The organism is Prochlorococcus sp. MIT 1318 (assembly GCF_047304505.1).
In the GTDB taxonomy this organism is placed as follows: domain Bacteria; phylum Cyanobacteriota; class Cyanobacteriia; order PCC-6307; family Cyanobiaceae; genus Prochlorococcus; species Prochlorococcus marinus_D.
The window spans coordinates 19,331-31,286 of record NZ_CP138958.1 but is presented as its reverse complement, the minus strand read 5'-3'; the positions used below and the strand labels follow the sequence as shown (position 1 = coordinate 31,286).

Below are 11,956 nucleotides of genomic sequence, written 5' to 3'. Positions count from 1 at the left end.
GAGGCAATATCAGCCAGATGATTTAGGCATGGCTTTCAGCATGGCCACCAGAGTGTGATGGGCATCTTCACTATCGGTGAGAGTGTGGTCGAACTTGATCTCTAAGGCATCCCCATCCACTTCAAGTTCCATCGTTTCCGAGGTAATTAAAATCATCTTGGCTGTTTGGGGGTCTTTAATTCCTCCGTAGTACCGCGCATAATTCATAACAGCTTCGGCATGGTCGTCATTCATGTGGCGACAGATGCGTGCACTGACATCAGGGGTGAGGGGATCGGAGCTCATCAGCAGTGGTGTTGGAAATTTTGAGACTAGAGATTGGAGAGCCTGAAGTGAGCTCTTACCACTAGGAGTTAGTCAAAGCGCTGATCAAGAAGGAAGTCTCTCTAGTTCGATCACATTGAAGCTCATTGAACTTATCTTCATGACAAACAGTCCAGTCAAAATGTGGTTATGCCATTTGGTTAGCACCATTCAGAGCTGGTGATCCGATTCTTGCTTGGTACTAACCAAGTTGTGTTGAGGAGAGATCGCTTGCCAGGCCAGACGGGCGACTCCGGCAGCTGGTGGGTTGGTGCAAGTCTTGACGGGTATGCCAAGGATCCGTTCTCTTAATCGACGCCATTGGGGATTGCGGGCACCCCCTCCCAGGCTGATCACTTGCTTGGGAGGGGGTGCGCCAAGTTCTTTGAGACGTTGCCATCCTTGCAATTCGATGTGTGCGAGGCCTTCTAGCAGGCCATGGAGGTAGAGGGAATCGCTCACAGGTCGTGGAGTTAGCTGTGGTTCGAGTGTGGGGTCGTCAATTGGGAAGCGTTCGCCGGGGCCGGGAAGAGGACGCAGCATTAGATCACTGTTGAACTCTGGATTGATCTGGCGGCTTAACTCTTTGAGCTGTGTATCACTGAACAGTTGTCGAAGGACGCTGCCCCCGGCATTGGAGGCTCCGCCGCAGAGCCATCGTCCGCCAACGCGATGGTTGGTGATGCCAGCACCACGGATTGGACCTTCCGTAAAACGTTTCAGCACGAGAGTGCTGCCCAGCACGGTAATGCCGTCGTCGGGCCCTGCATTGGCAGTTAAAACAGCAGCATTGGCGTCGGTGGTCCCTGCTACTACGAGGAGTTGTTTCGGTAGGCCAAGGCTTTGGGACTGCTCAGGTGCCACCGTACCCAGAACTTTGCCACTGCTTACGATCTCAGGAAGTGCTGCCCGCCAGGCAGTCTCGGCAAAGCTGGTAGGCCAGGCCTGATTAATCAAATTCCAGCCCAAGCGCAGGTTGTTGCCTTCTTCTCCCCAGCACCAATTGTCTAGCAACCAGCCGCTGATCCAGTCCGCTTGATGGCGAAGCAGAACAGAGGGGCCATGTGTGCTGATTAGTCGTAGAGCTCTTGCCAGGCTGCTGCTCACACTTGCGGCTGGTTCTTTATGGGATACAAGGGAGATGAGTGTTGGCCTTTGTTCCGGGCAGCTCAGGTGATATGGCAGGGCTGTATCGAGTGGTTTGCCAGAGCGGTCGCAGGCCAGCAGTGTTCCTGATGTGCCATCGATAGCGACTGCACCCAGATTTTGTCGCAGGCTGCTAGGTAAAGCACGAATCAGCTCTGTGCAGCAGGTTTTCCAGTCTTCAGGAATCTCAAGCCCTTTTGGATAGTCCGCTGTGCTTGTGTGGATCAGCTTGCCGTGCTCGTTGAGCACGGCAAGCCTTACGCCGCTGGTGCCAAGGTCTATGCCGAGCGCCAGGGACGAGTTAGGCATGGGGTTCCTAGAGGCTGCTTCCCTGTTTTTGTTGTTGGGCCTCTGCTTGAAGCAGAGTGGAGGCCTTGTCCGTAACGTCTTCCCAGGGAAGCTTTAAATCAGGGCGGCCGAAGTGGCCATAGGCAGCAGTGTCTTGGTAGAACCGTCCTCCGCGTTGTTGAGGCAGCTGTCGGAGCTTGAATTGTTCAATGATGGCACCAGGTCGCAGGTCAAAATTGTCTTGCACCAAGGCTGTGAGTTCGTCATTCGTCACTTTTCCGGTGCCAAAAGATTCCACTAGGATCGAGACGGGTTTAGCCACGCCAATGGCATAGCTGAGTTGCACCTCTGCACGTTGAGCGAGGCCTGCTGCTACAAGACACTTGGCCACAAATCGTGCGGCGTAGGCGGCAGAGCGGTCCACTTTGGTTGGGTCTTTGCCGGAAAAGGCTCCACCACCATGGCGGGCATAGCCGCCGTAGGTATCTACAATGATCTTTCGGCCAGTAAGGCCAGCATCCCCCTGGGGACCTCCTACCACAAACTTACCGGTTGGATTGACTAAAAAGCGGGTCGCCTCACGATTGGGTTTGAGGGGGAGGTCAGCAGTCGCTGGTTCTACGACATGGGTCCAGAGGTCTTGAGTGATCCGCTCACGGATTCCATTCTCATCCGAGAGGCCCTCTACCTCCGAGGTGTGTTGAGTGGAGATCAAAATCGTGTCGATCGCGACAGGACGGTCGTTTTCGTAGACCACACTGACTTGGGTCTTCCCATCAGGTAGCAAGTAGCTCAGAGACCCGTCATGACGGACTGCAGCGAGTTGACGGGCAAGGCGATGGGCGAGGCTGATGGGTAGGGGCATCAGCTCAGGGGTGTCGTCGCAGGCGTAGCCAAACATGATCCCTTGGTCTCCGGCTCCCACCTTGTCAAGAGGATCACCTGAATGGTCGTCGGCTTCATTAACCCCTTGGGCGATGTCTGGTGATTGTTGATCCAGGGCAACGAGCACGGCGCAACTCGTGGCATCAAACCCACCTGCACGAGCACCGCTATAGCCAATCTCGCGGATTACGTTCCTAACAAGATGGATGAAATCAACCTGGGCGTTTGAGGTCACTTCGCCTGTAATGAGGCAGAGCCCTGTATTGACAACTGTTTCACAGGCAACTCGGCTGCTGGGGTCTTGAGCGAGTAGGGCGTCTAGAACGGCATCACTCACTTGATCACAGATCTTGTCGGGATGCCCTTCTGTGACGGACTCAGAGGTGAAGACGTAACGGCTCATGGAGAACTGAAGTTATGCTTAATTTTAGGGTCTGCCTTGACGGCTACTTGACAGCTAGATCATTCCAGTGGTGGATCAGGTGGTGGTAGTTCGTCAATGTTGGGGGTTGATTCCAGCCGGCCATGTAACCAAGGCTGAGACCTATCCCAGCCTGTTGAGCCATCTGTAAATCGGAATCGGCATCACCAATCAAGGCGCACTGGGTGGGGGCTAATCCCATTAACTGGCAGAGTCTTTTGACGGCATTTGGATTGGGCTTAGCTGGTCGATGCTCAGCGCTCCAGAGCTCGGTCACCGTGTCATGAAGATTGTTTTGGTTCAGGAAGGTCTCAATCCCTGAGGCGCTGTCATTGCTAATCACGGCGCAGATCACCCCTTGTTTTCGCAGCGCTTGTAAGACCGTAAGGGCACCTGGTAGCAGAGTCCTCGTTGTTACTAGGCAGGGCACTTCATTCTCAAGAGCATCCACAGCTGCGAACACTTCATTGGCCAGAGCAAGAGCCTGTGGCCAGCCTTCTCCGAGCAGACAGAACACCGTTGCTGTGGAGATCAGGTTGTGATGCCTTGACGCTACGGCGATGGTTCCACCTGGATGGAGTCCTTCAGCATTGAGTCCATAGGCAGCAGAGAGAAGCTCCTGAATTTTGCAAACCACACTTTCGCTGGCATTCCCTCCTTTAAACCGACGAATGGCTTGTTCGATTCTTCCCTTTGCCAGAGTGAGCAGATGGGGTTCGCTATGGCAAAGGGTGCCATCCTTGTCGAACAGCACCCCTTGGATCTTGCCGATGGGCGTCCCCCTCAGCAACAGTTGAGGCATGGGCTAGCTATCAGGATTAGTCGAGGGGGACAACTTCTGGATCTTCGGCTTCCTCGGCCTGCTCGAGCAGCATTTGCTTGTAGCGCGCGGCCATTTCTTCAGCTTTGTCAAAGACCTTTTGTGGATCGGTGAGCATGTCTCCGGGTTCGGGCTCAAGGGCCTTGGTAGATAGTGAAATTCGACCTCTCTCCGCATCGAGATCGATGATCATGACCTTCATCTGATCATTCACGTTAAGAACCGAGTGGGGGGTCTCGATATGCTCGTGACTAATTTCGGAGATGTGAAGTAGGCCACTCACGCCACCGATGTCGATGAAGGCTCCATAGGGCTTGATGCCGCGAACGGCGCCGATGACGACTTCGCCAACCTCGAGGCGATTCATCTTCCTTTCAACCAGAGCACGGCGATGGCTCAGTACCAAGCGATTGCGTTCTTCGTCGACTTCGAGGAATTTCAAAGGTAGGAAGTCTGCGACAAGCTCTTCCTTTGGCTTGCGGGTGCTGATGTGTGATCCGGGGATGAACCCTCTCAGGCCTTCCACCCTTACCAGGGCACCCCCGCGATTGGTTGCAAATACTTCGGAGTAGATGGTGGCATCTTCCTTTTGCAGCTGTCTTACCCGTTCCCATGCACGTTGGTATTCGATGCGGCGGATTGAAAGGGAGAGTTGTCCGTCTTCGTTCTCCTCACTCATGATGAAGAACTCGCGGATCTCTCCGGGGAGTAAGACGTCGCTGAGTCCTTCGACCCGATTGATCGACACTTCCTGCAGGGGCATGAAGGCTGCGGTCTTGGCCCCGATGTCGATCATTGCGCCCTTTGATTCAAGGGCAAATACCGTGCCGTTGACAATGTCACCGGGCTTGAAGTTGTAGTCGTACTTGCTCAGTAGCGATGCAAATTCATCGAGGGTGAATCCAGCTCCACTCAGGTCGTTTTTGGCTGCTCGGCTGCTCGGGTCATCGGCTGTTGGGACATCCTCTGGAATGCTCAGGTCTTCTTTAGCCAAGGCTTGCTTGGTAGCTTCGGCTGTTTCAGAAGTGGTATTGATTACTTGCTCGCTGCTAGTTCTTTCAGCAGCAGAGTCCTGAACTTGTTCAGTAGGAGTCACAGACATTGTTGGATGGCGGTCTGCCCTATGGCAGTGCGCAAGGAAATCCGAGTGGCCCGCCGACCTTTCGGAATTAATTGATCACTCTACAGATTGACTCCTTATTCTCAGCGAACGGCTGCGAGCTGTTCCTTGTTGGCATGAATGCCTTCAAGTGCTGCTACGAAATCATTAATTCCACGGAAATGACGATATACCGACGCAAAGCGTACGTAAGCGACCTCGCTCATTTCCGATAGTTGGTCCAAAACCATTTCGCCGATTTCAGCACTATTTACTTCACGCCCACTTCGTTGCTGAAGTTGCAGTTCAAGCTCGTTCACCATTGACTCAAGTCTGTCTTGCGCGAGACCGGTTTTTTGACAGGCCAGCGTAAGGCCATCAAGGATTTTACTGCGATTGAAAGTCTCCCTATTGCCATTACGCTTCAAAACAGTGATTGGGACAGTTTCGACGCGTTCGTAGGTAGTGAAGCGAAAGTTGCAATGTAAGCATTCACGGCGCCTTCTTACACTTCGCCCGGCATCAGCAGCGCGGGATTCAAGTACCCGACTATCAGTGTTTTGGCAGGAGGGGCATTGCATGCCCGTAAGACTCCAAACTTAGTGAACTAATCCTAGACATTAATTCGAGCCTTGAGAAGGACCTGTTGAACTGCATTCTCAGGCTTTAGTGCTGTAAATCCTTTGCGAGACAATGAGACTGCATGATTATTTGGATCAACGAGATTGGAGGAAGAAGTGCTTAAAGACAAAAAAAAGCCCCGCCGAAGCGGGGCTTTAAAGAGATTGGGCGTTTTATTTGCCACTGTCTTTGCCGATTTTCGGCGGATCACGGAATGCAACCGCGAAGAACAGAGTGGCAACCACAAGGGTCATTAAGAGGGTGTACGCAAAAGCATCCATTGAGAGTCTCCGTAGGGTCGATCAGCTGAAGGTGTAGTTCCTGTGGAAGGCTTAAGTTTGACCTGGAACGCGACGAGTAGAAGCGTCGCCCAACTTTTGGAAAACACCGAATTCAACTTGGTCGCCAAGGTCAGGATCGATACCGGCAAACACATCGCGGTACAAGGTCCTAGCTGCATGCCACCAGTGGCCGAACAGGAACAGGAGCGCAAAGTTGACGTGAGCAAAGGTGAACCAGCCTCGAGGTGAACTTCGGAAAACACCATCAGAAGCATAGGTCTCCCGGTCGAAAGTAAAGGCTTCACCAAGTTGAGCCTTGCGAGCCAGACGCTTCACATCAGCGGTATCAGTGAAGGTTTTCCCATCCATGGAACCGCCATAGATGGTTGCCGTCACGCCTTGCTGCTCAAAGGAATTCTTTGCTTCAGCACGGCGGAAGGGGATGTCAGCACGCACGACGCCATTCTGATCTTCGAGTAACACAGGGAAGTTCTCGAAGAAATTCGGGATGCGACGGACCTGCAGATCATTGCCTGCCTTGTCTTTGAACGTGATGTGGCCGAGCCAGCCAGTAGCAAGGCCGTCGCCATTCACCATGGCACCAACCCTAAATAGACCACCCTTTGCAGGGCTGTTACCTACATAGTCGTAGAAGGCAAGCTTCTCAGGGATAGCGGCATATGCCGCCTCTTGAGTAGCGCCGTCATCCATGGCTGACTGAACACGACGGTTGATTTCAGTTCTGTAGAAATTTTGGTCCCACTGATAACGGGTAGGTCCAAACAGTTCAACAGGTGTGGCAGCAGATCCATACCACATCGTTCCTGAAACGATGAAGGCAATTGCGCAAACAGCGGCGCAGCCACTGGCTAGCACTGTTTCGATATTGCCCATTCGAAGGGCTTTGTAAAGCCGTTCAGGTGGGCGGTTGAGCATTTGGAAATGGCCACCAAGGAATCCAAAGATTCCTGCAGCAATATGGTTCGCCACAATGCCGCCTGGACTAAATGGATTGAAGCCAGCCGCTCCCCATTCAGGGGCGACGTTTTCCATATGACCTGTTAGTCCATAGGCATCAGAGACCCACATCCCTGGACCATAAAGTCCTGATAGATGGAAGGCTCCAAAGCCGAAGCAAACTGCACCTGCAAGTGTCAGGTGGATGCCGAAGATTTTTGGAAGGTCTAAAGCAGGCTCTTGAGTGCGTGGATCTAGCCAAAGATCAAGATCCCAGTAGGTCCAGTGCCAGATTGCGGCCAGCATTAATAGGCCACTGAAGATGATGTGAGCGGCAGCAACACCTTCGAAGCTCCAGAGGCCTGGATCAACACCGGTTTCACCGGTGATGCTCCAGCCCCCCCAGCTGCCAGTAATTCCGCAGCGGGTCATGAACGGCATGACATACATGCCTTGCCGCCACATGGGGTTGAGGACGGGATCCGAAGGATCGAAGATGGCTAATTCGTAGAGGGCCATGGAGCCGGCCCAGCCGGCTAACAGGGCTGTGTGCATGAGGTGCACGGCCAGAAGTCGGCCGGGGTCGTTGATGACGACCGTGTGCACCCGATACCAGGGCAATCCCATGGGTCAGGTTCGGGGGAACGAAACGAAGCTGCTAATGCAGCCAGACCCGCAGATCGTAAGACGTGCACCATTAAGAGTGGAGAAGGTTGTCGCTAGCTGCAACGTGCAGTGATACATGAATAGCTCTTAAAAGAGTGGGTTTGGAGGGCTATCGATTTCGTCAGGCTGAGGTTTTGCTGATATTCAGGCTTGGTTACAAACTGCAATGCCGCGCTTGAGACAAAATGGGTTGTCTTTTGCGTTCCAGTTCCATGCCCATCATTCGCTTTGTCCGGGAAGGCAAAGATGTTGAGTGCAAACAGGGCGAAAATCTTAGGGAGGTTGCCTTGCGCGAGGGAATGGAGCTCTACGGGCTGAAAGGAAAGTTGGGGAACTGTGGAGGTTGTGGTCAGTGCATTACTTGTTTTGTTGGAATTGAGGGGGAGAGCAAAGTTGGTGCGCTTTCACCACGAACTGAGGTTGAGGAAATCAAGCTCAAGCGCCGCCCTGAGAATTGGCGCCTTGCTTGTCAGACCATTGTTATGTCATCAGTGATCGTCGTGACTCGACCACAGGAAGCCCTGCTTAATGCCAAGAGTCGTCTTGAGGCGGCGCGTGCGCAAAAGCTGTCTTAATAGGCCATCAAACCCCTCGAATCAGAGGGGTTTGATGGTTTGATCTCAGCTGGTTTTGAAAGGGCGTGGGCTGCTACGCCCGGTGACGAGGCTTGAGCAGATTGCCGTTTGGGTAGCTTGCGGGTGATACTTTCGCGGAGTAATCCTCTGCGGCCATGCCTGTAAACAACTTCGGCTTCCTAGCCACCCTTCTGTTCGTAGCGGTTCCGATGTTGTTTCTGATTGGTCTTTACATCCAGACCAACAGCAACAAAAGCTGATCAACTTCTTGCTGGTTTGAAGGCCATCCGCTTGCCAGTTTCAACTGCGTTCTTGTTCCTGGTCAATCAGGACTAAAGCGGTTTCATCAACTCAGGTGAAGTTGCTCACCGGAACTCCCAACCAGCTTGTCGAGGTCCCAAAGGCCCTTGATTAGTTCTTGTTGTCGACTCTCCCAAGCAATTGAAACTAGATCTGCGTTCTCTTCAACCGCCATCTGGGCCACCCTCTCTTTGATTCATCCCTGCTTGATGGGTGTTCCCATTGCGTTTGGGCTGATTCTCATAAACTTGCCAATGTCTTGGCGGGGAAGGGGTTACAACTCTTTTGGTGGGGTTCCACGATCTAGCTGGAAAGCTTTCAAAAATCCAGACTTAGCCGACAGATATCAGCTGTTTTGAACTTGGGAAGGTCAGTTCGGGTATGGCTTTTCAGCATTGCTTCCAGCTAGTTCTTGGTCAGTAGGGTCTTTGCAATTTTTACCAGGCTTTGCAGCAGCCTATGGGGAGTGAGCTAGGAGTACAGCATGCTGATAAAGAGTGAGAAGACTCATCCTTGGAAGCTGCGTAGGCGGGTGTTACCGCAGCACACAGATCACGCTGGGGTGATGTGGCATGGGGCCTATGTGGCATGGCTGGAGGAGGCTCGAGTGGAGGCTTTGGCGCAGGTAGGTTTGCCCTATGCGGGCATCTCCGCAGCCGGATTGGAGATGCCTGTGGTGCGTCTTGAGATTCACTATCGTCGTGCGCTTCGCCATGGTGAGGTGGTAGAGCTGGAGAGTTGGTCTCTGCCCTGCGATGGGGTGCGATGGCCCTGGTTCACAGTTTTTGCATCGGAGGCAGGGGATCGGGTCGCTGATGCTCAGGTGGATCTTGTCCTGCTCAATGTCATGGGCTCGAGGCGGCGGGTGCTACGTCAACCCCCAGAGCCTCTTGCGAGCGCTTTACGGCAACTACAACAGGGGGCCGAGCCGCGTCTGTAAGGTAATTGGTTCGTCTGTACTATTTTGCCCGTGGAATGTCGGTATTGGTGGTGGCTTTGGAGTCGCTGTCCAGGGATTGGAGCTGCTCGAATGGGGGACCTCGAAGCGCTAGGCCAGGCTCACGAGGTCAGTCTGGCTGAGCTATGGACTTGGCCTGAGGAAAGGTTGCGCAAGGTGCTCTCCTGGCCAACAGCCTTGTTCAAAGACTTGAGCCTCCACCGCAGCAAGTGGGGAACTTGTCCAAGTGTCGACTTGCCGGAGGATGTCTTGTTGCCTGTGGATGTGCTTTGGCCGGAAGGGTTTCGTGCCTTGAAGCGCCCTCCTTTGGCGCTTTTTTGGCAGGGCCGGCAGGAGCTTTTGGGATGCCTTGGGGCCCGTAGGGCGGTAGCAATAGTTGGCACACGACGGCCTTCGAACCATGGTTTGCGTGTGGCGGAAGCATTGGGTCGTGCTTTGGCACTAGCGGGTTGGCCTGTGATTAGTGGCCTTGCAGAAGGGATTGATGCGGCTGCCCATCGCGGCTGTTTGGAAGGCGGTGGTGCGCCTGTGGGCGTGCTGGGCACACCGTTGCAGAAGGTTTATCCCCGGCAGAATGAGGGCCTTCAAGCTCTGGTAGCGGCTCAAGGGCTGCTAGTTACAGAGCAGCCCCGGGAGACTTTGGTCAAGCGTGGTTGTTTTGCTGCCCGTAATCGCCTATTGGTGGCCTTGGCAAAGGCTGTGGTCGTCGTCGAGTGCCCAGAGAGAAGTGGAGCCTTGATTACAGCGCGGCGGGCAATAGAGCAGCAATGTCAGCTGTTGGTCGTGCCCGGAGATGCAAGGCGATTGTCGGCTCTCGGTAGCAATGCTTTGTTGTTGGATCAGGCTTCCCCTTTGTTAAGCCCTGAAGCTCTTGTAAAACAACTTGGTACTGGTCCGCTGGCGGTTCATTCTCCTTCGGTTGCTTTTGATTTGTCTGGTTCTCGCTCTAGCGCACCAGCCGGCCAGCATGGCAATACAGCACTGTTACAGGCTATTGGCGATGGGGCGTCCCTGGAGGATTTGATGACCTGTTTGAATCTGTCTTCGGCGCGATTGACAGAACAATTGCTTCAGTTGGAGTTGCAGGGGGTTTTGGTGGCAGAGCCTGGGTTGTATTGGCGTTTGGCCTAGCCTGTTTCGATGGCATTGCTGGAGATTTCCGCAGCAGAGCTATTGGCCTGGCGTCGTTTGCAGTTGGCTGAAGGAGGCCGTGCTGTTGATTTTGACTGGTTGCTTGATTTGGGTGGAGGTTTGCGCTGGAGCGATCTTCAGCAGCTTTATCTCGACCCACGACCTTCAGTGCTGCTTGAGCGATCTCTTGATCAGCTCGCAATGATCTGGAAGCAACATCTTGATCATCACATTCCTCTTCAGCATTTGATCGGTTGCTGTCCTTGGAGGGATTTTGAGCTGGAGGTCAGTGCGGCGGCATTGATTCCCCGACAGGAGACGGAGCTGTTGGTGGATTTTGCTTTGCAAGCATTGGTTTGGAAACCTTTTGGTCGCTGGGCCGATTTGGGGACAGGGTCAGGAGCACTAGCTGTGGCGATGGCTCGCGCGCTCCCTGTTTGGCGTGGACATGCAGTTGATTGCAGCATCGAGGCCTTGGCTTTGGCGAAACGGAACTTGCAAAGGCTTGCTCCCCATGCCTTATATCAGCTGCATCAGGGTAGTTGGTGGGAGCCATTGCGGCCTTGGTGGGGAGGGTTCAGCTTGGTACTGGTCAATCCTCCCTACATCCCAGAAGCTGTAATGGCTCGACTTGAACCCGTGGTCCGTGATCATGAGCCGCATTTGGCTCTATGCGGGGGAGCCGATGGGTTGGTGGCCACTCGTCAAATCATTGCTGGTGCCATGCAGGCCTTAGAGCCTGGTGGTTGGCTGTTCTTGGAACACCACCATGACCAGAGCGATGCCGTGCTGGCTTTGATGCGTCAGCAGGGTTTGGAGAATGTGGACTACAAGTCAGATTTACTGGGGGTAAGGCGCTTTGCCATTGCTCGGCATCCTGAACATCAAGACTCTTTGAACCATGGCACTTTTGCCTTCGGCTGTTCTTGACGCCAGTGCCTTGGCATCCAGATTGAATGCTGGTTCAGCGGCATTGTTGCCCACAGACACCTTGCCAGCTTTGGCGGCCGCTCCTGTTCATGCTGCACAGTTGTGGACCATGAAGCAGAGGTCGGCCGACAAACCTCTGATCCTGATGGGAGCTACTCCTGAAGAGTTACTTGCGCATGTTTTGCCGCTTGCTTTGGAGGATGCCTGGTCGATGGCCAGGCGCTATTGGCCAGGGGCCCTCACTTTGGTTGTACCGGCTTCGGGTGTGCTTGTTGAGGCTCTTAATCCTGGAGCTTTCACGCTTGGGTTGCGAGTACCGGATTGTGGAATGCTGAGGAACTTGCTGAAGCAGAGCGGGCCACTAGCTACCACGAGCGCAAATTTGTCTGGTGCTGCGCCCACTTTCTCTGCAGATGCTGCTCATACGTGTTTCCCAGGATTGCCATTGTTGGGGCCATTGCCATGGCCGACGCCTTCTGGTTTGGCCAGCACGGTGGTGGCTTGGCAAGGGACCAGGCGTTGGCATGAGTTACGACATGGTGCAGTGGTGCTTGAGCTTTGAATGAATCGCCTGA

Annotated in this window: 14 protein-coding genes; 6 read left to right on the top strand and 8 right to left on the bottom strand. The window is 53.8% G+C overall.

Features of this window, described 5'->3' with window-relative positions; all coding sequences use genetic code 11:
• Positions 1 to 9: 9 nt before the first annotated feature.
• The 8 genes from SIB66_RS00180 to psbB all read right to left on the bottom strand — a co-directional run bounded on the left by SIB66_RS00180 (position 10) and on the right by psbB (position 7,448).
• Complete coding sequence (locus tag SIB66_RS00180) at positions 10 to 285, bottom strand: DUF2470 domain-containing protein (protein WP_063407154.1); 276 nt, start codon at positions 283 to 285, stop codon at positions 10 to 12.
• Positions 286 to 474: 189 nt separating this feature from the next.
• Complete coding sequence (locus SIB66_RS00175; protein WP_063407152.1) at positions 475 to 1,758, bottom strand: FGGY-family carbohydrate kinase; 1,284 nt, start codon at positions 1,756 to 1,758, stop codon at positions 475 to 477.
• A gap of 7 nt (positions 1,759 to 1,765) precedes the next feature.
• Entirely contained in the window at positions 1,766 to 3,025 is a 1,260-nt protein-coding gene (metK, locus tag SIB66_RS00170) for a methionine adenosyltransferase (protein WP_063407150.1), read from the bottom strand.
• Between the two features lie 43 nt (positions 3,026 to 3,068).
• Entirely contained in the window at positions 3,069 to 3,845 is a 777-nt protein-coding gene (locus SIB66_RS00165) for an HAD family hydrolase (RefSeq protein ID WP_063407148.1), read from the bottom strand.
• Positions 3,846 to 3,861: 16 nt separating this feature from the next.
• The gene (locus tag SIB66_RS00160; protein ID WP_063407146.1) at positions 3,862 to 4,965 is read right to left on the bottom strand and encodes a 30S ribosomal protein S1; all 1,104 of its coding nucleotides are present in this window, start codon (positions 4,963 to 4,965) and stop codon (positions 3,862 to 3,864) included.
• Between the two features lie 101 nt (positions 4,966 to 5,066).
• The gene (gene nrdR, locus SIB66_RS00155; protein WP_063407144.1) at positions 5,067 to 5,543 is read right to left on the bottom strand and encodes a transcriptional regulator NrdR; all 477 of its coding nucleotides are present in this window, start codon (positions 5,541 to 5,543) and stop codon (positions 5,067 to 5,069) included.
• A 213-nt stretch (positions 5,544 to 5,756) separates the two neighbouring features.
• Positions 5,757 to 5,864: a photosystem II reaction center protein T gene (locus SIB66_RS00150; RefSeq protein WP_011131033.1), complete on the bottom strand. Its 108-nt coding sequence runs from the start codon at positions 5,862 to 5,864 to the stop codon at positions 5,757 to 5,759.
• 51 nt (positions 5,865 to 5,915) lie between these two features.
• Positions 5,916 to 7,448: a photosystem II chlorophyll-binding protein CP47 gene (gene psbB, locus SIB66_RS00145; RefSeq protein ID WP_063407142.1), complete on the bottom strand. Its 1,533-nt coding sequence runs from the start codon at positions 7,446 to 7,448 to the stop codon at positions 5,916 to 5,918.
• Positions 7,449 to 7,699: 251 nt separating this feature from the next.
• On the opposite strand from psbB, the gene SIB66_RS00140 reads away from it, so the two are divergent.
• From SIB66_RS00140 to SIB66_RS00115, 6 genes are all read left to right on the top strand, one after another.
• Entirely contained in the window at positions 7,700 to 8,062 is a 363-nt protein-coding gene (locus SIB66_RS00140) for a 2Fe-2S iron-sulfur cluster-binding protein (protein ID WP_041384630.1), read from the top strand.
• Positions 8,063 to 8,217: 155 nt separating this feature from the next.
• A complete protein-coding gene (gene psbM / locus SIB66_RS00135; RefSeq protein WP_011131030.1) occupies positions 8,218 to 8,322 on the top strand; it encodes a photosystem II reaction center protein PsbM in 105 nt (34 codons plus the stop codon).
• A gap of 524 nt (positions 8,323 to 8,846) precedes the next feature.
• Positions 8,847 to 9,302, top strand: a complete 456-nt coding sequence (locus SIB66_RS00130) for an acyl-CoA thioesterase (protein WP_063407140.1) — start codon at positions 8,847 to 8,849, stop codon at positions 9,300 to 9,302.
• Between the two features lie 90 nt (positions 9,303 to 9,392).
• Positions 9,393 to 10,451: a DNA-processing protein DprA gene (locus tag SIB66_RS00125; protein ID WP_063407138.1), complete on the top strand. Its 1,059-nt coding sequence runs from the start codon at positions 9,393 to 9,395 to the stop codon at positions 10,449 to 10,451.
• A 9-nt stretch (positions 10,452 to 10,460) separates the two neighbouring features.
• Positions 10,461 to 11,381, top strand: a complete 921-nt coding sequence (prmC, locus tag SIB66_RS00120; RefSeq protein ID WP_063407136.1) for a peptide chain release factor N(5)-glutamine methyltransferase — start codon at positions 10,461 to 10,463, stop codon at positions 11,379 to 11,381.
• Positions 11,353 to 11,943 (top strand): L-threonylcarbamoyladenylate synthase, encoded by a 591-nt coding sequence (locus SIB66_RS00115; RefSeq protein WP_063407134.1) that lies wholly within the window; start codon positions 11,353 to 11,355, stop codon positions 11,941 to 11,943. Before prmC ends, SIB66_RS00115 begins: the two co-directional genes overlap by 29 nt.
• Positions 11,944 to 11,956 lie beyond the last annotated feature (13 nt).

Excerpts from the sequence above, each read along its gene's own strand:
- SIB66_RS00180 (WP_063407154.1), bottom strand. The coding sequence starts at position 285 with ATGAGCTCCGATCCCCTCACCCCTGATGTCAGTGCACGCATCTGTCGC.
- SIB66_RS00175 (WP_063407152.1), bottom strand. The coding sequence starts at position 1,758 with ATGCCTAACTCGTCCCTGGCGCTCGGCATAGACCTTGGCACCAGCGGC.
- metK (WP_063407150.1), bottom strand. The coding sequence starts at position 3,025 with ATGAGCCGTTACGTCTTCACCTCTGAGTCCGTCACAGAAGGGCATCCC.
- SIB66_RS00165 (WP_063407148.1), bottom strand. The coding sequence starts at position 3,845 with ATGCCTCAACTGTTGCTGAGGGGGACGCCCATCGGCAAGATCCAAGGG.
- SIB66_RS00160 (WP_063407146.1), bottom strand. The coding sequence starts at position 4,965 with ATGTCTGTGACTCCTACTGAACAAGTTCAGGACTCTGCTGCTGAAAGA.
- nrdR (WP_063407144.1), bottom strand. The coding sequence starts at position 5,543 with ATGCAATGCCCCTCCTGCCAAAACACTGATAGTCGGGTACTTGAATCC.
- SIB66_RS00150 (WP_011131033.1), bottom strand. The coding sequence starts at position 5,864 with ATGGATGCTTTTGCGTACACCCTCTTAATGACCCTTGTGGTTGCCACT.
- psbB (WP_063407142.1), bottom strand. The coding sequence starts at position 7,448 with ATGGGATTGCCCTGGTATCGGGTGCACACGGTCGTCATCAACGACCCC.
- SIB66_RS00140 (WP_041384630.1), top strand. The coding sequence starts at position 7,700 with ATGCCCATCATTCGCTTTGTCCGGGAAGGCAAAGATGTTGAGTGCAAA.
- psbM (WP_011131030.1), top strand. The coding sequence starts at position 8,218 with ATGCCTGTAAACAACTTCGGCTTCCTAGCCACCCTTCTGTTCGTAGCG.
- SIB66_RS00130 (WP_063407140.1), top strand. The coding sequence starts at position 8,847 with ATGCTGATAAAGAGTGAGAAGACTCATCCTTGGAAGCTGCGTAGGCGG.
- SIB66_RS00125 (WP_063407138.1), top strand. The coding sequence starts at position 9,393 with ATGGGGGACCTCGAAGCGCTAGGCCAGGCTCACGAGGTCAGTCTGGCT.
- prmC (WP_063407136.1), top strand. The coding sequence starts at position 10,461 with ATGGCATTGCTGGAGATTTCCGCAGCAGAGCTATTGGCCTGGCGTCGT.
- SIB66_RS00115 (WP_063407134.1), top strand. The coding sequence starts at position 11,353 with ATGGCACTTTTGCCTTCGGCTGTTCTTGACGCCAGTGCCTTGGCATCC.